General features: G+C 49.7%; 21 protein-coding genes. 12 read left to right on the top strand and 9 right to left on the bottom strand.

The genetic code is table 11. The annotated features are described in order from the left end of the window. Positions 1 to 69: 69 nt before the first annotated feature. The 3 genes from FIM25_RS11805 to FIM25_RS11795 all read right to left on the bottom strand — a co-directional run bounded on the left by FIM25_RS11805 (position 70) and on the right by FIM25_RS11795 (position 3,144). Positions 70 to 489, bottom strand: a complete 420-nt coding sequence (locus FIM25_RS11805) for a hypothetical protein (protein WP_139449555.1) — start codon at positions 487 to 489, stop codon at positions 70 to 72. A 180-nt stretch (positions 490 to 669) separates the two neighbouring features. Further along, complete coding sequence (locus tag FIM25_RS11800; protein ID WP_139449553.1) at positions 670 to 1,179, bottom strand: single-stranded DNA-binding protein; 510 nt, start codon at positions 1,177 to 1,179, stop codon at positions 670 to 672. A gap of 240 nt (positions 1,180 to 1,419) precedes the next feature. Beyond that, the gene (locus tag FIM25_RS11795) at positions 1,420 to 3,144 is read right to left on the bottom strand and encodes a Na/Pi cotransporter family protein (RefSeq protein WP_179953329.1); all 1,725 of its coding nucleotides are present in this window, start codon (positions 3,142 to 3,144) and stop codon (positions 1,420 to 1,422) included. A 314-nt stretch (positions 3,145 to 3,458) separates the two neighbouring features. On the opposite strand from FIM25_RS11795, the gene FIM25_RS11790 reads away from it, so the two are divergent. Next, positions 3,459 to 4,388, top strand: coding sequence for an EamA family transporter (locus FIM25_RS11790; RefSeq protein WP_179953328.1), 930 nt, complete (start codon positions 3,459 to 3,461; stop codon positions 4,386 to 4,388). Continuing rightward, positions 4,366 to 5,544, top strand: coding sequence for a THUMP domain-containing class I SAM-dependent RNA methyltransferase (locus tag FIM25_RS11785; RefSeq protein WP_139449546.1), 1,179 nt, complete (start codon positions 4,366 to 4,368; stop codon positions 5,542 to 5,544). Before FIM25_RS11790 ends, FIM25_RS11785 begins: the two co-directional genes overlap by 23 nt. 407 nt (positions 5,545 to 5,951) lie before the next feature. On the opposite strand, the gene FIM25_RS11780 is transcribed toward FIM25_RS11785, so the two are convergent. After that, positions 5,952 to 6,332: a hypothetical protein gene (locus tag FIM25_RS11780; protein WP_139449544.1), complete on the bottom strand. Its 381-nt coding sequence runs from the start codon at positions 6,330 to 6,332 to the stop codon at positions 5,952 to 5,954. A gap of 516 nt (positions 6,333 to 6,848) precedes the next feature. Between FIM25_RS11780 and FIM25_RS11775 the strand changes: the two genes are divergently transcribed. Next, positions 6,849 to 8,129 (top strand): hemolysin family protein, encoded by a 1,281-nt coding sequence (locus FIM25_RS11775; RefSeq protein ID WP_139449542.1) that lies wholly within the window; start codon positions 6,849 to 6,851, stop codon positions 8,127 to 8,129. Here FIM25_RS11775 and FIM25_RS11770 read toward each other — a convergent pair. From FIM25_RS11770 to FIM25_RS11750, 5 genes are all read right to left on the bottom strand, one after another. Continuing rightward, positions 8,096 to 9,118 (bottom strand): ABC transporter ATP-binding protein, encoded by a 1,023-nt coding sequence (locus FIM25_RS11770; RefSeq protein WP_139449540.1) that lies wholly within the window; start codon positions 9,116 to 9,118, stop codon positions 8,096 to 8,098. The two genes, FIM25_RS11775 and FIM25_RS11770, sit on opposite strands and share 34 nt — an antisense overlap. 50 nt (positions 9,119 to 9,168) lie before the next feature. Then, positions 9,169 to 10,137, bottom strand: coding sequence for an ABC transporter ATP-binding protein (locus FIM25_RS11765; protein WP_139449539.1), 969 nt, complete (start codon positions 10,135 to 10,137; stop codon positions 9,169 to 9,171). A gap of 5 nt (positions 10,138 to 10,142) precedes the next feature. Next, positions 10,143 to 11,060, bottom strand: a complete 918-nt coding sequence (locus FIM25_RS11760) for an ABC transporter permease (protein ID WP_139449537.1) — start codon at positions 11,058 to 11,060, stop codon at positions 10,143 to 10,145. Then, on the bottom strand, positions 11,061 to 12,035 hold the full coding sequence (locus FIM25_RS11755; RefSeq protein WP_139449535.1) for an ABC transporter permease: 975 nt from the start codon (positions 12,033 to 12,035) through the stop codon (positions 11,061 to 11,063). Positions 12,036 to 12,450: 415 nt separating this feature from the next. Next, a complete protein-coding gene (locus FIM25_RS11750) occupies positions 12,451 to 14,007 on the bottom strand; it encodes an ABC transporter substrate-binding protein (protein WP_139449533.1) in 1,557 nt (518 codons plus the stop codon). Positions 14,008 to 14,405: 398 nt separating this feature from the next. Between FIM25_RS11750 and FIM25_RS11745 the strand changes: the two genes are divergently transcribed. The 9 genes from FIM25_RS11745 to FIM25_RS11705 all read left to right on the top strand — a co-directional run bounded on the left by FIM25_RS11745 (position 14,406) and on the right by FIM25_RS11705 (position 21,969). Next, complete coding sequence (locus tag FIM25_RS11745; RefSeq protein WP_139449531.1) at positions 14,406 to 14,924, top strand: Na+/H+ antiporter subunit E; 519 nt, start codon at positions 14,406 to 14,408, stop codon at positions 14,922 to 14,924. Between the two features lie 2 nt (positions 14,925 to 14,926). Continuing rightward, entirely contained in the window at positions 14,927 to 15,241 is a 315-nt protein-coding gene (locus tag FIM25_RS11740; RefSeq protein ID WP_139449529.1) for an MrpF/PhaF family protein, read from the top strand. A gap of 5 nt (positions 15,242 to 15,246) precedes the next feature. Then, on the top strand, positions 15,247 to 15,588 hold the full coding sequence (mnhG, locus tag FIM25_RS11735) for a monovalent cation/H(+) antiporter subunit G (RefSeq protein WP_139449527.1): 342 nt from the start codon (positions 15,247 to 15,249) through the stop codon (positions 15,586 to 15,588). Continuing rightward, a complete protein-coding gene (locus FIM25_RS11730) occupies positions 15,585 to 15,827 on the top strand; it encodes a Na(+)/H(+) antiporter subunit B (RefSeq protein WP_179953327.1) in 243 nt (80 codons plus the stop codon). Before mnhG ends, FIM25_RS11730 begins: the two co-directional genes overlap by 4 nt. Beyond that, complete coding sequence (locus FIM25_RS11725; protein ID WP_179953326.1) at positions 15,824 to 16,660, top strand: Na(+)/H(+) antiporter subunit B; 837 nt, start codon at positions 15,824 to 15,826, stop codon at positions 16,658 to 16,660. The genes FIM25_RS11730 and FIM25_RS11725 overlap by 4 nt, the downstream gene beginning before the upstream one ends. Positions 16,661 to 16,662: 2 nt before the next feature. Beyond that, positions 16,663 to 17,046 (top strand): cation:proton antiporter subunit C, encoded by a 384-nt coding sequence (locus FIM25_RS11720; RefSeq protein ID WP_139449523.1) that lies wholly within the window; start codon positions 16,663 to 16,665, stop codon positions 17,044 to 17,046. Between the two features lie 43 nt (positions 17,047 to 17,089). Next, positions 17,090 to 18,628 carry a complex I subunit 5 family protein gene (locus tag FIM25_RS11715; protein WP_139449630.1) on the top strand — a complete coding sequence of 513 codons (1,539 nt, stop codon included), beginning with the start codon at positions 17,090 to 17,092 and terminating at the stop codon, positions 18,626 to 18,628. Positions 18,629 to 18,630: 2 nt separating this feature from the next. Further along, positions 18,631 to 20,112, top strand: coding sequence for a monovalent cation/H+ antiporter subunit D family protein (locus FIM25_RS11710; protein ID WP_139449521.1), 1,482 nt, complete (start codon positions 18,631 to 18,633; stop codon positions 20,110 to 20,112). A gap of 63 nt (positions 20,113 to 20,175) precedes the next feature. Continuing rightward, a complete protein-coding gene (locus FIM25_RS11705) occupies positions 20,176 to 21,969 on the top strand; it encodes a Na(+)/H(+) antiporter subunit D (RefSeq protein ID WP_139449519.1) in 1,794 nt (597 codons plus the stop codon). Positions 21,970 to 21,976: the final 7 nt, after the last annotated feature.

The raw sequence follows: 21,976 nt of genomic DNA, 5'->3' as shown, positions 1-21,976 counted from the left end.
CGAAGCACCCACACCCGAACAACCAGAATTCAAGGCATAAAAAACGTCCGGAAACCTAAAAATAAGGTATCAGGACGTTACGGTTCTCCCATTCTCAGAATGAATGTCTTCTGTCATGTCATCCAGGGCTGCATCCGCCTCTTCATAATCATCAAAGATAAAGGCTTCATATCCGGCACTCTTTTCTGCCTCACCCATGGCCATGAACAACCATACCTGAGGATCCACAACACGGATAATCTCACTGGCCCCCAGTTTTTTCAGCTTCTGCTGTACCTCAGTGATCTCACGGATATTCGCCTGTATGGGATTTTCTCCTTTAGGCAGAGAAAAATTCCGCAGATCAGACAAAATAGTAAAACCCTGTTCCAGTTTACCCGCTTCTTTTATAATTTCCCCGGTAAACTGAAAATACTGCTCGATGGTCATTTCCCCGTAACGGATATACAGACGATTCCTTGATTTATCCGCCATGACTGTATTCGACATACTTCTCACCCCTGGACATCTGCCCGGCTTTTGCCGGTCTTTTGATAAACTCCAGAACCTTCTTATATACGCCCCCCGCATAATAAGAAGGTTAAAAAACTTTGTGTGCTTCTGTCATACCCTCTCTTGCAAAAAAATCAAGCTACAATTTAAAAAAAACCTTGTTTATCATACGGATACCTAAAACGGTATGTCATCATCGGGAGGTCCGGCCGAGAAGTTTCCACCACCCTCATAGGCATTCCCCGGCTGGGATGGACTGGCAAATGCCGGAGCAGCCTGTGAAGGACCTGCATATCCGCCCTGGGACGATGAGCCAGCATAGTCCCCTCCCCCCTGACTCTGCCCCTGCCCGCTCCGGGAAGAGTCCAGCATTCGCATCTCCGATGCTACAATTTCAGTAATATAGCGGGTCTGACCATCCTTTTCATAGCTTCGGGTCTGCAGCTTTCCTTCTACATACACCTTGGAGCCTTTACGGAGATACTGCCCGCAGATTTCCGCAAGCCGCCGGAAAGCAACAATTCTGTGCCACTCGGTTTTATCCTTTTTCTCACCGCTCTGCCTGTCCGTCCAATTTTCCGTGGTGGCCATGTTAAAATTACACACTGCAGTTCCATCCTGAAAATAACGTATGGCAGGATCCGCCCCCAGATTGCCAATCAAAATGACCTTATTCACTCCACTCATGAAACCTCCTTTATTTATAAAATTCTGTATAACCATTCAATATATGCAAGACTCATCATTTTTCTTCAAAACTCCAGTTTCTCAGTTCTTTTGTAAAACTCACTGCCTGCTTACAGGTAAGACAACTGTCTTTTCGGATCAGAGCCTTGAAAACCTATACTCAAACCTGACAAGGGCCTGCTGATCAGTCATTCATTAGCACACCCTTTTTCTTCAAAAAAGAAGGAAAAAACCTACAGGCTAGGAAGAAGCCTCACGATCACTAACTGCAGAAAGATAGGTTTTGGCAATATTGGAAGTATATACGATCACCTGAGTCATAAGATTCATAAGCTCCATATGCAGCTCATGGGTTTCCACGGACTCCACCCGCTGGCACATGATGCGGTTCAGATGTCGTATACGGTACTGCAGCTCCAGATCCAGGTATTTCCTCTCCTTGCCCATAATCTTTGCGGCCTTCTCCCGATCCTGTTCCGTAAAAGCCTCCCTCAGAAGACGCAGTTGCTTAAGTACCTTGGTATGATAAATTTCCAGCTCTTCCCTGCCCTCATCGGAAAAATTTTTTAAAAGGGCCTGTTTCTTTTCCAGCAGAGGTGCCACATTCCTCTCCATCAGATCTCCGATACTCTCCAGATCCCGTGTGATGGAAATCATGGCATAGATTGTCTGGGTCTGGGTTCCGGTCACAGCCTCCCTGCCAATACGGAACAGAAAGTCCCCTGTCACCTTATCAAGATAGTCCAGCTCCTTTTCCCGGAAAACAAGACCCTCCAAAAGACTCAGACGGGGATATTCACTGTCCTTCCTTGGTTTTCTTGCCACAAAAAGAATACCCGCATCCCTTACCATAATCTCCAGAAGACCAGCCATCCTCGCAATCTCATGGCGTGCCATTTCCACGGCCACATCCGGAGAAACAATCTTTGCATTCTCCAGCGGGCTTGTGAAGGCAGGCAGAAGATCCTTTTCTTTCTTTTCCGGCACAATCCATTCTATGAAACGGGCAAAAAAAGCGGTGAAGGGCAGAAAAATCAGGGCCAGCCCCACATTGAAAAAGGTATGAATATTAGCAACCTGCCGGGCCATTCCTCCCCCGGCAGACTCCACCAGAGAGCCAAAACCAGCCAGAAAAGGCAGGCAGACCAGTACACCTGCAATCTTGAACACCGCATGGGCTGCAGCCACACGCTTGGCCTCCCTGCCCCCGGCAAGCCCCGCAAGGATGGCCGTAACACAGGTCCCAATATTGGAGCCAAGGATAATGGGCACTGCAGCATCAAGACCAACCAGCCCCTGCTCTCCAAGGACGATGAGGATACCCACAATGGCCCCGCTGCTCTGGATCAGGGCCGTCACCGCAATACCCGCAAGAATTCCCAGAACGGGCTGGGAAAGGCTTTGAAGAAAGGCAATGGTTCCCGGATCGGAGCGCAAAGGAACCATGGCGTCACTCATCAGCTTCATGCCATAAAAAAGCACACCGAACCCCAGAAGAATACGGCCGAAATCCCTTGCCTTTTCACCCCGGCCCAGCAGTTTAAGGAGAAAACCCAGCCCTACCATGATCAGGGCATAATCCGTCACCTTGAAGGCAATAAGCTGGGCCGTGACAGTGGAACCAATGCCTGAACCCAGAATCACCCCAAGGGTCTGGGGAAAACGCATCAGCTCCGACTGCACCAGTCCGACAAGCATCACGCTGGTGGCACTGGAGGACTGGACCATCATGGTGACGAAGGCTCCGACACCCAGTGCCCGAAAAGGGCTTCGGGTCAGGCTTGCCAGCCCTTCCCGCATGCGGGAGCCTGCCACCCGCTTCATGCCCTCACTCATCAGTTCCATGCCGTAAAGAAAAAAAGCAATCCCCCCAAAAAGCCCCAGAAGCACAGGTCCCCAGTCAATGGCACTGCCGGACTCAGGATGCCAGTCAAATGCCAGGGCGGGAACAGCCAGGAGCATCATCAGGATAAACAGGCCTGCAAAACCAGAGAGCAGTCGGTGTCCATATATTTTTTTATTGAAAACAGATAAAAGAGACAAAATGATGTACCCTGTCAAAAAAGTCATAAAGATCAGCCATCAGAACAGGAGAAGAAGATAAACACAGATTGGCATAAATTGAAAAAGAAAAAATCTGTGTCTTTCTGTTCGCATTTATGATTCAACCGGATAAAGGCCTCTGCCACAGAGTGTTTTTTCAAAAAATGCGGCAGCCGGACAAAACATCCGCAGGCTGTTTTTTACAACACATAAAAAGTACCGGAAAAAAATCAGATATGACCAAGACAAAAGCTTCAATTTTTTCTGGCTTTACTGCCGTTATCACTGCAGCTCTTCTCTGGGCAGCTTCAGGCTCCTTTGCCAAATATCTTTTCAATGCAGGCCTCTCCCCCTTTGACCTGGTACAGATCCGGCTGACCGTGGCTGTTTTCTGTATCGCCGTCTTTCTGCTTTTCAGGTCTCCTGAGAAAATGCTAATTCCCATAAAAAAGCTTCCCCAATATCTTTTTCTGGGAGTTTTCGGTATGGCGGCCATGCAGGCCACATATCTTCTGGCCATCAGCCGCATTCAGGTGGCCGCAGCCATCCTGCTGCAATATCTTGCACCTGTCCTCATTGTCATCTGGCAGGTGCTGTTTCAACAAAAACACCCGTCCTCCCGTGTTATCATGGCCCTCTGCGCCGCCGTCGCCGGTTCTGCCCTGGTGCTGGATCTGGCATCCATGAATTTCAAGGCCATGAGCGGTATCGGAATCCTTGCAGGTCTAGGCGCAGCCCTGACCTTTGCCATCTACTCCCTGGCCGGAGAAGCCAGAATGAAAGAGGAAGGCCCGGAAACCGTTGTATTTTACGCCATGCTCATTGCAGCCATCCTCTGGAATATTCTTCGGCCTCCATTCTCAGGGTTTACTGCCCTTGGCAACGACATCCCAACCTGGGCTCTGGCTCTGGCCATTGGCTGCTTTGGAACGGCCCTGCCTTTTTTTCTTTACCTTTACGGCGTCCGCATCATCGGCGCATCCCCGGCCAGTATCACCGGCACCCTGGAGCCTGTTTTCGCAGGTATCCTCTGCTTTTTTCTACTGGCCGAAATCTTCAATACCCTGCAACTTTCCGGAGCCATACTGGTAATCACCGCTGTAATTCTTCTGCAGCTTCCGGACAAAAGGAATCTTTCATACCATGCGCAGAACCCGTCTTCATAAGCAGATACGCAGGCAGCTCCTTGAAAAAAAACAGGAGTTTTTCGTTATATGCCCTCCCGGATTTGAAAAGGAGTGTGAACAGGAAATTCAGACACTTTTTCCGGATACAGGCCCCATGAAAACAGAAAAAGGGGGCATCCTGTTACAGGCCCCCCTTACCTTTGCCCCGGAAGCCAACCGCCGACTCAGGACAGCTTCCAGAATTCTCATGCGTATGGCCAGATTTACGGCCACAGATTTTAAAGGCTTTCAAAAAAATCTGGCAGAAATTCCATGGCACCTCTACTTTCCCGAAGGCCCAATTCCCCAAATCCGTGTTCTCTGCCACAAATGCCGACTTTATCACAGCGATGCCATTGCCCAGAGAATCAGGGATCTGCTTTCAGCAAAAAAATACGGAGAATCCGGAGCCCCCTGTGCCCAGGGAAAACCCGTTCCGGGACTTTACGTCCGGGGAGAAAAGGACCGCTTCACCCTTTCCGTAGACAGCTCCGGCCCCCTTTTATATCTAAGGGGCCTGAAAACATCAGGAAGCAAAGCCCCCCTCAGGGAAAACCTTGCGGCAGCCATCCTCATGGCATCCGGATATACACCGGAAGTTACATTGGTTGATCCCATGTGCGGATCAGGCACCTTTTCCATGGAAGCCGCCCTAATGGCCTCTGCCGTTGCACCGGGCAGCTTCAGAAATTTTGCCTGGGAAAACTGGCCTGCCTTTCTCGTGGCACCCTCTGTATGGGAAGAAGAGCAGGTCCAGCAAATATCTGCTCCGATTTTTGCCAGTGATGTACAGGAAAAGGTTCTGACGGACTTCAAAGAAATCTGTCTGCAACATTCATTTTTTCAAAACATTCAGATACAGAAAGCGGACTTTTTCTCCATAGAGCCACCGCAGGGAGAACCGGGACTCATCATGCTAAACCCTCCCTACGGGCTGCGCATGGGCACAAAAAAAGAAGCCGGTATTTTAAACCGGCGGCTGGCAGATCACCTTCAGAAAAAATGGCAGGGATGGCATACGGGCATTCTTATACCCGGAGAACAGGGAATCCCTCCGGAATTTTCCCGCCTTCAGCGAACAAATTTCCAGCATGGAGGCCTTCCCATGCAACTTTTTACAGGAAAAACAGAGCTTATAAATCTTCACAAGCCTTAATTGCAAAAACAAATCAAAACCACAGCTCCATACCAGTCATGGCTGTAATTACAGCAGCTTCGTACTGTTGCAAGGCATCCTGGCTATTTGCAAGTGACGTTGCAATGGTTTCGGATTCCGACACTCAAGCCATAAACCCAAAGCCTGCGATGAAAACAATGGGCTTTTGCAAGCTTGAGTGCCGGAGTGCTAATAGAAGCAGCAAACTGTCTGAGTCGCAACAAATACAGCGTGTTCATCCTGCCTGTGGCGGGGAGTTTTTGCCGCTTCCGCACAGGGAAAGCAGCTCTAAGAATAAGTGCGTCACGGGCAAATAGCTTTTGGTGCCTGTGCATCTGCCTGACAGGTAATGAAGTTAGAAAATTGTGCTGAACGATTACAAAGACCACAAGCTTTAAGGGAGGGTCTCAGGCCGAAACCGCTTCCAGTCGTTCCAGAAGGCTGTCCGCCTCCTCCATGGTCCTAACGAGATGGGTGGGGTAGCCAGCCTCAAGACTCCCAGCCTCGAACTGCACGTGCTCGGGAAGTGCCTGTCGCCTCTCCACCCTCACAGCCCTTGCAATGCCTGCATCCTTCAGCACCTTCTGCACCTGAAAAATTAGTTCTTCTCCGGCATCTCCAATGCGCCGATACTCCCGGAGATCCGTTATGCAGGAAAATCCGGGAGACAAGGCAGGCAATATGGCTTCCACCTCATCCAGAAGGCCATGAATCTCTTCATGGGATTCCAGAACTCCGATGACAATGTACAAACGATTATTTTTTGCATCCGCATGTACCGAAAGCATAATCCACCTATAATATTCAACGGTTTATAGTAAATGCCCTTTTCCACAAAAAGGCATTTGCAGATCCTAACCCATTGCAGCGCACAAAACAAGGTTCATTCGTCAGCTTGAACCATTCTGTTTAACTGCAGACCTTGCTTTATGACAAAAACCCTAACACGGCTGCGTTACCAGCGAATAAAACAATACTCTCTATTTCCGAAACGAGGGTCTCATGTAAACCTCTCAGAATCTACGGGCAGGGCAGCTGCCCGTAAAATAATGACTGCGTCAAACTTATCATCTGATTTCTTTTTTACGGGAACTCACTTGCAGTATCCCGATGAAGGATTTATTATTGACATTAATAAAAAAAGACCTTTTAAAGCAGAATTGACAAAACATAAGAGAATTAAATTCAATCATGATATTCTTGCCCTTGGAATGAACTCCCCATACCAGAAACTTTTTAGCATACAGACCAAACACAAATCCGAAAGGAGGCTGTGATCTCCGCTACTGACGGTGATCCGACCCATGACTTTCCATCTCATACTTCTTTTTATCTGTCTTTTGCTTTCAGGTTTTTTTTCCAGCTCGGAAACAGCCCTTTTTTCCATTTCCAGGGCCAGAGCCCATCACATGGCCAAGGAAGGGGGGCGAGCCGACAAACTGATCCTTGAAATGAAAAGCAGGCCCCACCGCCTGCTGGCAACAATCCTCATCGGCAACAACCTTGTCAACGTTGGAGGTTCGGCCATTGCCACAGCCCTTGCCATCCAGCAGTTTGAAAGCAATGCCATCGGTATAGTCACCGGTATCATGACCCTGATGCTGCTGATCTTCGGGGAAATCATACCCAAATCCCTGGCCACCCAGAACAATCTTCTCATTGCCCGCCTGGTAATCTTTCCCATTCGCTGGTTTTCCTTTATCTGTTACCCTTTGATTTTTCTTCTGGATTTTGTACCCCTGCTCACAGGACGGCTGCAGCGCCTGCCCACCATCACCGAAGAAGAACTCATTTCCATTGTGGAGGTAGGCGAAGAAGAGGGTGAAATCAAGGAAGAGGAAAAAGAATTTATACGCAATATTTTTGATTTCGATGATATACCTGCCTACAACATCATGACACCCAGAAGGGATATGTTTGTGGCGGATCTGGAAGAAAAACCTGATCTTCCGGCTATTCTGGCATCGGGTTTTTCCCGCGTCCCCCTCATCGAGGGCAGCCTTGACGAAGTGGTAGGAGTCATGCACGTGGGCGACATATTCCGCTTTCAGACCACCCATGGCCGGCTGCCGGATTTCAGGGAAATCATGCGCAAACCCTATTTCATCCCTGAGTCCAAAAAAATCGATACCCTGCTGACCCAGTTCAAGGCCAGAAAACAGCACATGGCCATTGTGGTGGATGAGTACGGCGGAGTTTGCGGTCTTGTAACCCTGGAAGATGTTCTGGAAGAGATTGTAGGAGAAATTTCCGATGAATCGGACAAGGACGAAGTTCTGATAAAGGAAGTGGCTGAAAAAGAGTGGGTGATTCTGGGTAAAATCCCTGTGGAGGATGTGAACAGGGTAATACCCGAAACCCTGCCCGAATCCCCGGACTACGATACCCTTTCAGGCTTTCTCCTGCACCACATCGGCCGTATCCCCAGCGAAGACCAGACCTTTGTGGTGGCTTCCTACATGATCAGCGTCATGACCATGGACGGCAACCGCATTCTGAAGCTGCGGGTCAAATATGCGCCTCCCGGTATGGCCGCAGCGGAAGAAGAAGATCAGTCCAGCACCCTTCCTTCCTCCACGCCATGACAGGCCACCTGCACACCTGAACTTAAAGCCAGAAGCCGGGGAACTTCCCTGCGGCAGCGCTCATTGGCATAAAGACAGCGGCCATGGAAAACACAGCCCGAAGGCAAAAGAATGGGGGTTGGGACTTCTCCCTTAAGCTTGATATGCTGGGGTTTTTTCTGACCCAGCTTCGGAATGGCGGAAAGAAGCGCCCTTGTATAAGGATGCTTTGCCGTTTCAAAAAGATTGGCCGCCGGAGCCACCTCACAAAGTGTTCCCAGATACATCACCGCCACCCGGGTGGACACATGGGCCACCACGGAAAGGTCATGGGTAATAATCATATAGGTCAGACCCCGCTGCTCTCTGGCCTCCATGAGAAGATTCAGAATCTGCGCCTGAATGGACACGTCCAGAGCGGATATGGGTTCGTCCGCCACAATGAACTCAGGATCCACCATCAGGGCCCGTGCAATGGAAACCCGCTGACGCTGTCCCCCGGAAAACTCATGGGGATAACGCTCACCCCACACAGGATTCACCCCCACCTGCTCCATCACTTCTGCCACCCTGTCCTTCACCTCACCCTCGGAGATGGAGGGTTGATGAAAACGCAAAGGCTCTTCAAGGGTCTGCCGTACCGTCATGCGGGGGTTCAGGGATGCGTAAGGGTCCTGAAAAATCATCTGCATTTTTTTACGGTGTACCAGCATCTGCGAGCTGTCCAGGGTATCGATGCGGGTATTTTCATAGTAGATTTCCCCGGAATCAGGAGCATAAAGCCCCATAACCGTACGGGCCAGAGTGGACTTTCCGCAGCCTGATTCTCCCACAACGCTCAGGATCTCTCCCGGCTCTATGGCAAGGCTCACATCATTGATGGCATGCACTTTTTTCTGTTCCAGCCGGGGACGAAACCCCTTGAAACGAAGCTGTTCCAGAAATCCACCGGATATATCAAAATGCTTGACCACCTTGTTCAGGGTCACAAGGGCTGATTTTTCAAGCATGAGTTCTTCCTTCCTTCATATAGACAGCATCATAACAATAAAAAACAAGGTCACACACCCACCATATGACAGGCCACCAGCCGCTGAAAAGCGCCCCTCTTCAAAAGCTCAGGCACTTCCTGACGACAGATTTCCTCTGCCCTTTCACAACGGGGATTAAAGGCACATCCCTTTGGAATTGCAGAAAGATTGGGCATGGATCCGGGAATCTGATACAACCTGCTGCCGGGTTCCCTGCTGCCGGGTAAAGCCCGGATAAGACCCTGAGTATAGGGATGCTGGGGTCTGGCCACAATATTTTCCGTAGAGCCTGTTTCCACGATTCTGCCCGCATACATTACGGCAATCTTTTCCGTCACCTGACTCACCACCCCCAGATCATGGGTAATGAGAATCATGGCCATATCCTTCAGGGTACAAAGCTCCAGAAGAAGATCCATGATTTCAGCCTGAATGGTCACATCCAGAGCCGTGGTGGGTTCATCAGCAATGATGAGATCCGGGTCCGTGAGGAGGGCAATGGCAATAACGATGCGCTGACGCATGCCCCCTGAAAACTCATGGGGATACTGACGCAGCCGGGCTTCTGGGGAAGGTATGTGCACGGCCTGCAGCTTCTCCACGGCAAGGGCTTCTGCGGAAGCACGGGAAATCTTTCTGTGGGCCATGAGACCTTCTGTCATCTGATCCCCGATGGTCATGACAGGATTCAGGGTCATCATGGGATCCTGAAAAATCATGCTGATGCGGTTTCCCCGAACTGAACGCATCTCCTCAGGCGTAAAAGCCGCCAGATCCCTTCCCCGGAAAAGAATACTTCCTCCGGCAATGTAACCCGGCTTGCTGATGAGATTTAAAATGGAAAAACCCGTCACGGACTTTCCCGCCCCGGATTCTCCCACAAGCCCCATTCGCTCACCCTTTTCAAGGATAAAGCCAATGCGGTTAATGGCGGTCAGATCTCCGGAACGCAGGGCAAAACGCACCTCAAGCTCCCTGATTTCAAGCAGATGATTCATAAAGACTATCCCTTGTAAAGCTTGGGGTTAAGCACATCACGCAACCAGTCCCCCAAAAGATTGATCACCAGCACCAGCAGCACCAGCAAAAAACCCGGAAACAGGGTAATCCACCAGGATCCGGAAAAAATGTACTCAAAACCGGAATTGATGAGGGAGCCTAAGGAAGGACGGGTCACGGGCATCCCCAGCCCCAGAAAGGAAAGGGCCGCCTCACTCATTACGGCATTGGCCACCTGTACCGTGGAAATAACCAGCACCGGAGACAGGGTATTGGGAAGAATATGCCGAAACATGATACGCATGGAAGGAAGACCGATCACACGGGCCGCCTCCACATACTCCTTTCCCTTTTCCCCCAGCACAGAAGCCCGCACGGTTCTGGCATACTGGGGCCACTCCGCAAGACCGATCACAAGGATCAGAATTGGTACGGCCATCTGCTCATAGCGTCCGGCACCAAAGGCCGTCTGGAATATTGCAGATATGAAAATGGCAACCATGAGGGTGGAAAAGGAGAGCTGCACATCCGCAAGGCGCATGAGAAAGGCATCCACCCTTCCTCCCGCATAACCCGCCACAAGGCCGATGAAGATCCCCAGCACTGCCTGCAACACCACAGCACCCAGCCCGATGAGAATGGACACCCGCATGCCGTACATCATGGTGGAAAGCAGATCCCTGCCCTGAATATCCGTTCCCAGAACAAATCTGGTTTCTCCTTCATCCATCCAGGCCGGAGGAAGGTTGGAATCCATGATGTCTATGGTGGCTGTGTCATAGGGATTGTGGGGGGCTGTCCAGGGTGCGGAAAAAGCCATCACCAGAAGCAGCAAAAAGATAACAAAACTTGTTACCGCCACCTTGTCTCTTTTGAAACTGTATAGAAAATAGGAATCTTTGAATGCCTGCCAGCGTGTCATTTATTGCCTGCCTGATACCCGAACCTTGGGGTTAACAATACCGTAGAGAATATCCACCAGGGTATTCACCACCACAAAGAGAAAGCCCACCACCATAAGGTAGGCCACCAGAAGAGAGGTGTCCGCACGCTGCACCGCCTCCAGAAACATAAAACCCATGCCATGCCACTGAAATACCGTTTCCGTGAGAATGGTAAAGGCAATCATGGTGCCGATCTGCACCCCCCCCACGGTAATAACGGGAAGCAGGGTATTTCTGAAACCATGCACCAGCCACACCCTGATCTTCGAAAGCCCCTTGGCATGGGCAAACTTGATATATTCCGTTTCAAGTACTTCCATCATTTCCGAACGGATCAGACGGATGAAAAGGGGCAGCATAATGGAAGAAAGGGCAATGGAGGGCAAAATAAGGTGCAACCAGCCATCTACGGTAAGCATACCCGTCTGCCAGCCACCCACCATGACCAGATCCCCCCGCCCGTATGAGGGCAGCCAGCCCAGAATCACGGAGAAAAGATAGATCAGAAGGATAGCAGTAAGGAAAACAGGTATGGAAACCCCCACAATACTGCCACCCATGATGATTCTTGAGAAAAAACTTCTGGGCCGTATGGCGGCATACATACCCAGAGGAATGGAAAAAACCACGATAATCACCCCGGCGCAGAATACAAGCTCCAGCGTGGCGGGCATCTTGGCCAGAATCACATCCAGTGCTGGTTTTTTAAAGAAAAAGGACTGGCCCAGATCTCCTTTAAGAATACCCTTTAAAAAACGGAGATACTGTACATGAAATGGATCATTCAGGCCCAGTTCATCCCGCAGGGCCTCACGTTCTGCAACGGAGACACTGACGCCCACCAGATCCCTAACAGGATCTCCAATCTGATGCCGGATTGAAAAACCCAGAAGACTGATCACCAGCATGACAAACACCGCCTGACTGATCCGGCGCACAAGGAATGCAAACATGAAAACAACCTGAAGGCTTAGGGGTTCATACCACCGCCCGGACACTATCCGGACGAAAAACATAAAAACATAACACAAAAATGCAAAGATGTTCAGTCCGTTTTTTACGGCCCTCAAAATGGATAAGACCGCCCGGTGAAGATCCGTTTATCCGGTTTGAGTGCTGAAAAAAACAAAGACACAGGAAAAAGAACAGGCCTCCTTCCATGTGCCTTGCCGAAAGCCTTTTTATTGTAATTATTCAGCACAGTTTATTCCAAACTACCAAGGCTGTAGTTGCAGCAGCTTCGTACTGTTGCAAGGCTCCGTGGCTATTTGCAAGTGACATTGCAATCGTTTCGGATCAGAGCTTTGAAGGCCTGTGCATCTGTCTTGCAAGCATGGTACTTGGAAAACTGTGCTGAACAGTTACTTTTTATTTAACCACAAGATCCCCGAAATAGGGGAAATCCTGTACATTCACAATCTTTTCAATTTCAAGATTTTTTCTGGCAGCCCAGGAAAGATCCTGCCAGTGCAAAGGAACAAAGGCCGCATCATCATAAAGAATCTGCTCGATTTCCCTAAGCATGGCATTGCGCTTTTCCATGTCCGTTTCCGTCTGACAGGCCAGGGTCAGCGCATCCACCTTCGGGTTGCAATAATTGCCGGAGTTGTACTGACCATAGCCAGTTTCAACATTGGGACACATGGCAAGGTACTCCGTAAAGTTACCGGAGTCTTCCGTATCTGAATGCCATCCGATGAGCTGAATATCCGCCACCTGGGCATCAAATTCATCCCAGTACTGGGCCTTGGGCATGGTCTGGAGATTCACCCTTATATTGATACGGGCCAGCATGGGCACAATGGCTTCTGCAATTCGGGCATCATTAACATAGCGATCATTGGGGGCTATCATGGTAACTTCAAAGCCCTTTTCATAACCGGCTTCCTTCATCAGCTTCCGGGCCTTGTCCAGATCATAACGGGGAACCAGTTTTTCATTATAACCGGAATAACCTTTGGGGCTCTGCTGCCCAGCCACCGTGGCACGCCCCCGCATGATGCGGTCCACAATGCCCTTGTTGTTCACCGCATAGACAATGGCCTGCCTGACCCTTGCATCCTGGAATTCAGGCCTGCGCTTCTGGTTCATCTGCAGCATGATAATGCGGGTACCTGACATGGTGACAAGCTTCACATCATTATGACGCTCAATCCGGTCCTGATCCTGGGGAGGCACGGGAACAATAAAGTCCACATCTCCGGAAAGCAGGGCAGCCACACGGGTAGCATCATTACGTATGGGGGTCAGAATCATCCGGGAAACATTTCCCGGAGAATTTTTATCCCAGTATCCTTCAAAACGATCAAAAACCGTACGGACCCCGTGCTGACGGGCAGTTACCATGAAGGGGCCTGTACCCGAAGCATTGACATTGGCAAAACTGGGGCCGGTCTTGTTAATAAGCCCTTTGGACTGCCCCTGCGCATCGGTGCCTGTGTAAAAAACACTGTCCATGGGGAAAATATAGGTGGCAAGGCTTAAGACCAGACCATAGGGCCGGTCCGTGATAAGGTCCACCGTATGATCATCTACAGGACGGGCTTCCACAAAGGCCTCAAACAAACCCCGAAAATCCTGACTTTCCTTGAGCCGGTTCATGGTCCAGGCCACGTCTTTGGCAGTAAAGGGATTTCCTGAATGAAATTTTACCCCTTTGCGCAGATGAAAACGCATGGTAAGATCATCAATACGTTCCCATTTTTCCGCAAGACGGGGCTCATACTCCATTTCCTGGGTCCAGCGAACCAGAGGATCAAAGACCTGATGGGAATACATCAGCATACCACCGGAAAGCTGCATGTGGGGATCCAGGGACACCGGATCCGAGTCAAAAGCCAGTTTTATTTCCTTTGCAAATAAAGAACCCGCACCGAAACAGACCAGGGCCAGGGTGCATATAATGGTTAAACCAATCTTTTTCATCATGCCTCCATACACAATTTTAGGGGTAACAAGGGGTAAGCCTTTCTCATCTACCTATATTTTTTGCATATATCCTTTCAGACCCGAAGGGTCAAGTCCAGATATTTTTCTTAGTGCATAACAGAAACTTATTTCTTCAAAACTTCACCAAAAACATTATGAAACGTTTTAAGACAAAAACATAACCACTTGCTTTTCAAGACAATACTCGTGACTAACATCCAAAAAACAGATTTTTTTTTCTGGTCAGTCCGAAAAAAGTTGAATTTCAAAAATCCTTGGGATAGCTTTTTTATGATTTTATCACTTGGGCACCAAAAGAGTCAAAATCTATAGTTTCAAAATGTTTCATTCCATACTAAAATGCAATATCAACCCTAGTTTCAAGGAGGGACAAGGTGATACCCACAGACAGCCCCCCCAAACCCAGCAAAGGCCCCGCCCTGCTACTCACATGGTGCGTCCTAATGCTGACATGGATGCTTCTTTCCGGGATGTTCGATCTTTTTCATCTGGGACTGGGTGCCATTTCCTCAGCCCTTGTGGCTTGGTTTTCCCATGATCTGCTTTTCCCCAATGGCCTGAAAGGACACAGTCCTGCCCTCTGGTACCGCTTCTTCTTATACATCGGCTGGCTCCTCTGGCAGATTCTCCTGTCAGGCATCCACGTTCTTAAACTGGTGTTTCATCCTGATCTCAAAGAAAAAATAAACCCCCATATCATCCGCTTCCAGACCCGGATACAAAATGAGACCGGGAAGGTGACCTTCGGCAATTCCATTACCCTGACACCGGGAACCATAACCCTTTCCATTGCATCCTCTGGCAGGTTCACCGTCCACGCCCTGGACAGACAATCAAGTGAGTCCCTGCCCGGTGAAATGGAGCAACGCATCGCCCGGACCTTTGGAGAATAAACATGTTCATAGACACCCTTTTCAATACTGCAGCCATCTTTATAGCCATGGCAATGGCTGCGGGTCTTTACCGTGCCGTACGGGGGCCAACAAGCCTTGACCACATCATCGGCGTCAATGCCATCGGATCAAAAACCACCCCTCTTCTGATCATCATTGGTGTCATGTATCAGCGGGTGGACATGCTTGTGGACATTGCCCTGGCCTACGCCATGCTCAACTTCATTGCCGTACTGGCTGCCTCCCGCTATTTTCAGAAAAGACGGGGATTGCACGAGGATCCAGCGCCCCCTTCACAAAACCCGGACAAAGGATAAGGACCATGATTATTTTTGACATTCTCATTGCCCTGCTCCTGATAGCGGGCTGCATCTTTGTTCTGGGAGGTGCTTTGGGCATTCTGCGCATGCCGGACTTCTATACAAGGCTTCATGCAGCCAGCCTTCTGGATACCACAGCCCTTGTATGCCTGCTGGGAGCTGCCCTACTCTATGTACTGTCGCAGCACCCTGACATGCACGGCATCATCACAAGCCTGAAAATTATTCTCATTGCCGTTTTTGTCTTTATTACCAGCCCCACAGCCACCCACGCCATAGCAGATGCCGGCAGACGGGCGGGGATGAAACCATGGACCCGCCACGACGGAGGGAAAAGCCCATGATCACCCTTGATATCATAGTCTTCACCCTTATTATCTTCTGCGCCATTGGAGCCCTTACAGTGAAGGATCTCATGGCAGCCGCCATTGTTACCAGTGCATACAGCTTTCTAATCTGCCTGCTGCTGGCCGTCATGGGGGCTGTGGATGTGGCCTTTACCGAAGCAACCGTAGGGGCCGGTGTCAGTACAGTCTTTTTTGTTGCAACGGTTTTCCAGACCACAAGGAGGACCAAAGATTGAAAAAACTAGCCCTTATACTTTGTGTTTTTGCTGGCGGAATCCTCTTAATAAACGCACACTATCTGCCCATGTGGGGAGATCCTGAATCACCTGCCAGTGCGCACCTGTCCCCTTTTTTTATTGAAAATGCCTATGCGCATACCAATGCTCCCAACATGGTGGCCGTAGTGCTGGCTGACTATCGCTCTTATGACACCATGTTTGAGGCAGCTGTTGTTCTCGCTGCCGGACTGGCATGCTTTTTTCTGCTCCGCTCAAGGGGCAAGGGCAGAAAAGGCGGACCGCACTACTACAGACATATTCCAACAGGCGCAACTATTCGAATTGATGAAAAAGGAAAGCTCCCCCGCGAGGATTCCAAAGCATTCAGGCCCATAGACGCACTATGGACACCCTATGACCCGATAATAAGAACCACATGCCGCTGTCTCATTCCTTTTCTTCAGATATATTCCCTCTATGTGCTGGCCCATGGTCATTACAGTCCCGGAGGCGGATTTCAGGCAGGTGTTGTTCTTGGAGCCACAATAATTCTGCTGGCCATCAGCCACAACCTGAAAACATCCATCCAGCGCATGAGCGAACGCACAGCCGCCCTCTGGTCCATCATCGGAGTGGCCATATTCGCAGGTACCGGCCTTATATGTCTTCTTCTTGGCATGGATTATCTCAATTATGAGATTCTGGCTCCTTTCCTCCTGAGCGATGCAGTCATGGCACGGTCCCACAGCATTCTTATTGTGGAAATCGGAGTGACTATGGCAGTCATGGCCGTTATGGTCTGGATCTACTACAACCTGTCTTCCGCAGGACAGCAGGACGAGGGACTCTGAAAATGGACGCTGTTGCCTATTTTGTCGGAAAATACAACTACTGGGGCTGTATCTTCCTTTTCTTTCTTGGAATGTACGCCATGATTTCCAAAACAAACCTTGTGAAAAAGATTATCGGACTGTTTATTTTTCAAACATCCATCATCCTTTTTTTTATATCCGCATCCTTCAAGCATGATGCCACCCTGCCCATTCTTATGGAGGAAAGCAAGGGAGCCATTGACCCTGTAATGTACCTGAACCCCCTGCCCCATGTTCTCATGCTTACGGCCATTGTAGTTGCCGTGGCAACCCTGGGCGTAGCCCTGACTCTGACTGTAAAGGTCTATAGAATATACGGTACCCTCGAGGAAGATGAAATTAACCGTGTCATTCAGTCCCACTGAAGCGGCACCTTAAAAGCGCTTTTCAGCGCATATGGATCCGATTATGATGGAATTCAGTCAACATTCTCCCGTCCTTGTTGTCATGGCCCCCTTTCTCTGGGGTATGGCCTCGGCTGCCGCCGGATGGGCCAACCGTAAATGGGCCTTTCCCCTTGCCCTCATTGGCCTTGTTTCAGGTCTTGCTGCCGCAGTGCATATGCTCATCACAACGGCAAAGGGCGAAATTCTGGTTTATCATATGGCAGGATGGATACCCCCCTTTGGTATCGCCTACCGCATCGACACCTTCAGTGCCATTATCCTTGTAACCATAATGGCCGTAGCCCTTATCAATCTTGTGGCATCAAAGACAAAGGCTGAAAAGGATTTTGCCGAAAAGACCCCTGCCTGGTATGCACTTTATGTGTTCTTTGTATCCGGCCTTGCAGGCATGGTTGCAACAGAGGATTTATTCAATCTTTATGTTCTTCTGGAAATTGCATCCCTTTCTGCCTATGCACTTATAGGTATGGGACACAACCGGGCACCCTTTGCTGCACTGAACTATCTCCTGATGGGCACCATAGGGGCAAGTTTTTACCTCATGGGTGTAGCCTACATCTACATTGCCACAGGTTCCCTGAACATGACGGATATTGCCATCATCCTTCAGGATATGGGACCCAACCCAACCATCACCATGGCCTTTGCCCTCTGCATCACAGGTGTTTTGGCTAAAATGGCAGCATTCCCGGTTCATGGCTGGCTTCCCAATGCCTACACCTACGCTCCGGATGCCACCACCAATGTTATGGCAGCCCTGACAACCAAGGTCAGCATCTACATCATGATCAGGCTTGTTCTGTCAGTTTTCCCGCTTTCTCTGGCCTTTGAAACGGGAATAATTGCCGACGCCATGGTCTGGCTTGCCACCATCGGTATCTTTGCGGGTGCCTTCATGGCCCTTGCCCAGAAAAGCTTCAAAAGAATGCTCACCTACATCATTATTGTTGAAGTCGCTTATATGGTGGGTGGCTTCTGGCTGGGTAACAGGGCTGGCATGACAGGAGCCATGCTCCACATTGTCAATGATGCCGCCATGACCCTCTGCGTATTCATGGTAGCCGCCAACATACGTGCAAAAAAAGGTGCAGATGCCTTCTCAGATCTCAAGGGGCTCTTCCAGACCATGCCCTTTTCCATGGGAGCACTGGTCATTGCCGGCCTTGCAATCATAGGCATTCCACCCACCTGCGGTTTTTTCAGCAAATGGTATCTCATATCAGGCGGTATCGAAGCCGGGCACTGGGGTTTTGTAGTCGCCCTGCTTTCCGCCAGCATAATCAACGCCATTCTATTTTTCAAAGTTTTTGAAATTGCTTTCTTTGAAACACCGGACGACACCTGCGACCACTACTCCAAAGAACATGACAACAGGGATCATGGTCACCACGGACCTCCCGTCCTTGCAATGGCTGAAGCTCGTTTATCCATGGTAATCCCCCTTATTATTGTGGCACTGACCCTCCTGGCACTGGGCTTTTTAACAGGAGGCATTGTAAACCTTTTTATTAACCCGACGATTCCCGGACAGGTACTCTGAATATGGAAACCTTATACAGCATAACGCCTCTCCTTGCACTTCTGGTGTCGCTGGCAGTCGTCCCGGCCATTGTATCCAGCAAAAATATAAATGCCAGAGAGGCCTGGACTTTTGCAGCCGCCTTTATAAAATTTGGCCTCGTTATTTCCATGGCTCCCTTCATCCTTCAGGGTGGAACCATACATTTCACCATTGCCGAAGTAATTCCCGGCGTACCCATAGCCCTCAGGGTGGATGCCTTTGGTATGCTTTTCGCTCTGGTCTCATCTTCCCTCTGGATAGTAACCTCCGCTTACTCCATTGGTTATATGAGGGGCCTTGACGAACACAGCCAGACCCGTTACTTCAGCTTTTTTGCCATCTCTCTTTCCGCCACCATAGGTGTTGCCTTCTCAGCCAACCTCTTAACCATGTATCTTTTCTATGAGATGCTGAGCTTTGCCACCTACCCCCTTGTTGCCCATAACCAGGATCATGAAGGAAGGGTATCAGGCAGAAAATATATAGCCTATCTTCTCGGCGCATCTGTACTTCTGGCATTCCCGGCGATGCTTTATGTCTATGTCCAGGCCGGAACTCTGGACTTCACCGCAGGGGGAGTTCTTTCCCCTGAGACCGGCAAAAGCACCCTGCTGGTACTGGCCCTGATGCTTACCTTCGGCTTTGCCAAGGCAGGTATCATGCCCCTTCACTCCTGGCTCCCCGTAGCCATGGTGGCACCCACGCCTGTCAGCGCACTGCTCCACGCAGTTGCTGTTGTAAAGGTGGGGGTTTTCTGCGTATTCCGGGCTCTCACCGGGACCCTTGGCACCAGCCCCCTTTCCGATGCTGGCATTGGCACCATAATTGCTATACTTGCCAGCATAACCATACTGGTTTCCTCACTGATGGCCTTGAGCCAGAATGAGCTTAAAAGACGACTGGCCTTTTCCACGGTGGGCCAGCTCTCCTACATTATATTAGGCGTAGCCCTGCTAACCCCTGCAGCCCTTCAAGGTGCCATGATGCATATCACCATGCATGCATTTGGAAAAATAACCCTCTTTTTCTGTGCAGGTGCTATTTTTGTTGCCTCAGGAAAAAAATACATAAGCCAGATGAAGGGTATAGGCAGGCGCATGCCCATTACCATGGCAGCCTTTTTCATCGGAGCCCTTTCCGTAATAGGCCTGCCACCCACAGGTGGCTTTCTTTCCAAGTGGTATCTGGTCATCGGTACCCTGGAATCCGGACAGATCGCATTTTTAGTGGTGCTGCTGGTAAGCTCCATTCTCAATGCAGCCTATTTTCTGCCCATTGTCTACAATGCCTTTTTCTGCCCACCGGAAGAGGATTTATACAAAGATGAAGGTATCAAGGAGTCACCTCCCTGGTGTCTTTATCCGCTGAGCATCACAGCCATAGGCTGCATTGTCCTGTTCTTTTATCCACAGCCTTTTTTCAGGCTGACCCAGCTTGCCGTCACGCAGATAATGGGCGGCTAGCAATGGATGAAACTTATTCTATCATGAGTCCATGTCAATGACATAAAGCACAGGAGTTCTCCCATGTACCAGACCCTATTCGGCAGCGGCATTCCCCCTGCGCTTATTCTAATCGGTGGTGCTCTGTTCATCCCGCTCATGTCCAGAAGTGTCAGATCTTTCTGGATGCTGCTTCTGCCCCTGCTTGCCCTTGCCGTTATTCTCAATACGCCCGATGGCATACACTGGACACTTAAGTTCATGGATTTTGACCTTATTTTCGGTCGCATGGACAGTCTTGCCAGACCCTTTGGAATCATCTTTGCCATTATATGCTTTTTAAGCGTCATGTATGCACTTAAGCTGCAGGATAATGTGCAGCATATATCAGCCCTTTTCTATGCAGGTGGTGCGCTGGGGGTCACCTTTGCCGGTGATCTGCTTTCCCTTTACATCTTCTGGGAAATAATGGCTGTCGCCTCTACCTTTCTCATCCTTGCCAGAAAAAACAAAACAGCCTATGATGCAGCTTTTCACTACATACTCATGCACGTTGCAGGTGGGCTTATTCTTCTGGCTGGCATTATTATCCACTACCAGGCCACGGGTGGAGATCTTTCCTTTACCCGTTTTCATCCGGATCAGGCAGGACTTGCCGAATATCTCATAATGGCAGGATTTCTAGTCAATGCCGCCGCTCCTCCCCTCCATGCCTGGCTTCCGGATGCATACCCTGAAGCAACGGTTACAGGGGCGGTATTCTTAAGTGCCTTTACAACAAAAACTGCTGTATATGTTCTCTGTCGGGCCTTTCCCGGATTTGACATTCTTGCCATCATCGGCGCCTTCATGGCCGTATATGGTGTCATATACGCCCTGATAACTACGGATGCACGACGGATTCTGGCCTATCACATTGTCTGCCAGATAGGATATATGGTTTGCGCCGTAGGCATTGGCACCACCCTTGCCATCAACGGTGCCGTAGCCCACGCCTATACCAATGTCATATACAAAACTCTGCTGTTTATGGGGGCAGGAGCTGTACTCCAGATGGCAGGCAGTGTAAAAATCAAGGAGCTGGGCGGCCTAAGCAAACTCATGCCGCTGACTCTTGCATTCACAATTGTGGGAGGCATTTCCATATCCGCAGCGCCCCTGACCTCAGGATTCATTTCCAAAGATATCATCCTTTCAGCAGCAGACTATTCAGGAAGAAACATTCTCTGGATCATGCTTCTTCTGTCCAGTCTTGGCACCTGGATTTCCGTAGGACTGAAACTTCCTTACTACATCTGGTTTGGAGGCAAAGACACGCCCAGTGAACCATCTGCAAAAGAAGCCCCTGCCTGTATGCTCATTGCCATGGGTCTCACAGCTCTAATGTCCTTTTATCTGGGTTTTTTCCCCGATGCCCTTTACCGCATACTTCCCCATACAATGGACTACACCCCCTATACCCTCAAACATCTTGGCAAACAGCTCCTCGTAATGGCTGTGGGGGTATGGCTTTTTGTTCTCATGGTGAAGGCTGCTAAGAAAAAAGACAAATCCACGGAAAAACCAGCAATCAAACCAGCAGATACAGATATCGCCTTCATTGCAGGCAGCAGCGCATTTTATACAATAATGGACCACAGCCTTAACAGGCTCAATGAAAACACTGAAAAGCTGGTTGCTGAAAAACTGACACCTAAACTGGCGGCTTTTGCCAAAAACATCCCCCTGATACTGACCTTGGCCCCGCTGCGGCCCTTTACGGATAAAAAAACAGAAAAAAAAGTCAAATCAATGTACAGCACTGGCACAACACCCCTTGGCCTGGGCGCTGCTGCTGTGGTTTTTTTACTTATAATCCTTTTCTTTTTCGCAGGCTGATCCACCC

The sequence above is a fragment of the Desulfobotulus mexicanus genome (assembly GCF_006175995.1).
In the GTDB taxonomy this organism is placed as follows: Bacteria; Desulfobacterota; Desulfobacteria; order Desulfobacterales; family ASO4-4; genus Desulfobotulus; species Desulfobotulus mexicanus.
This window is presented reverse-complemented; position numbering and strand designations above follow the sequence as displayed.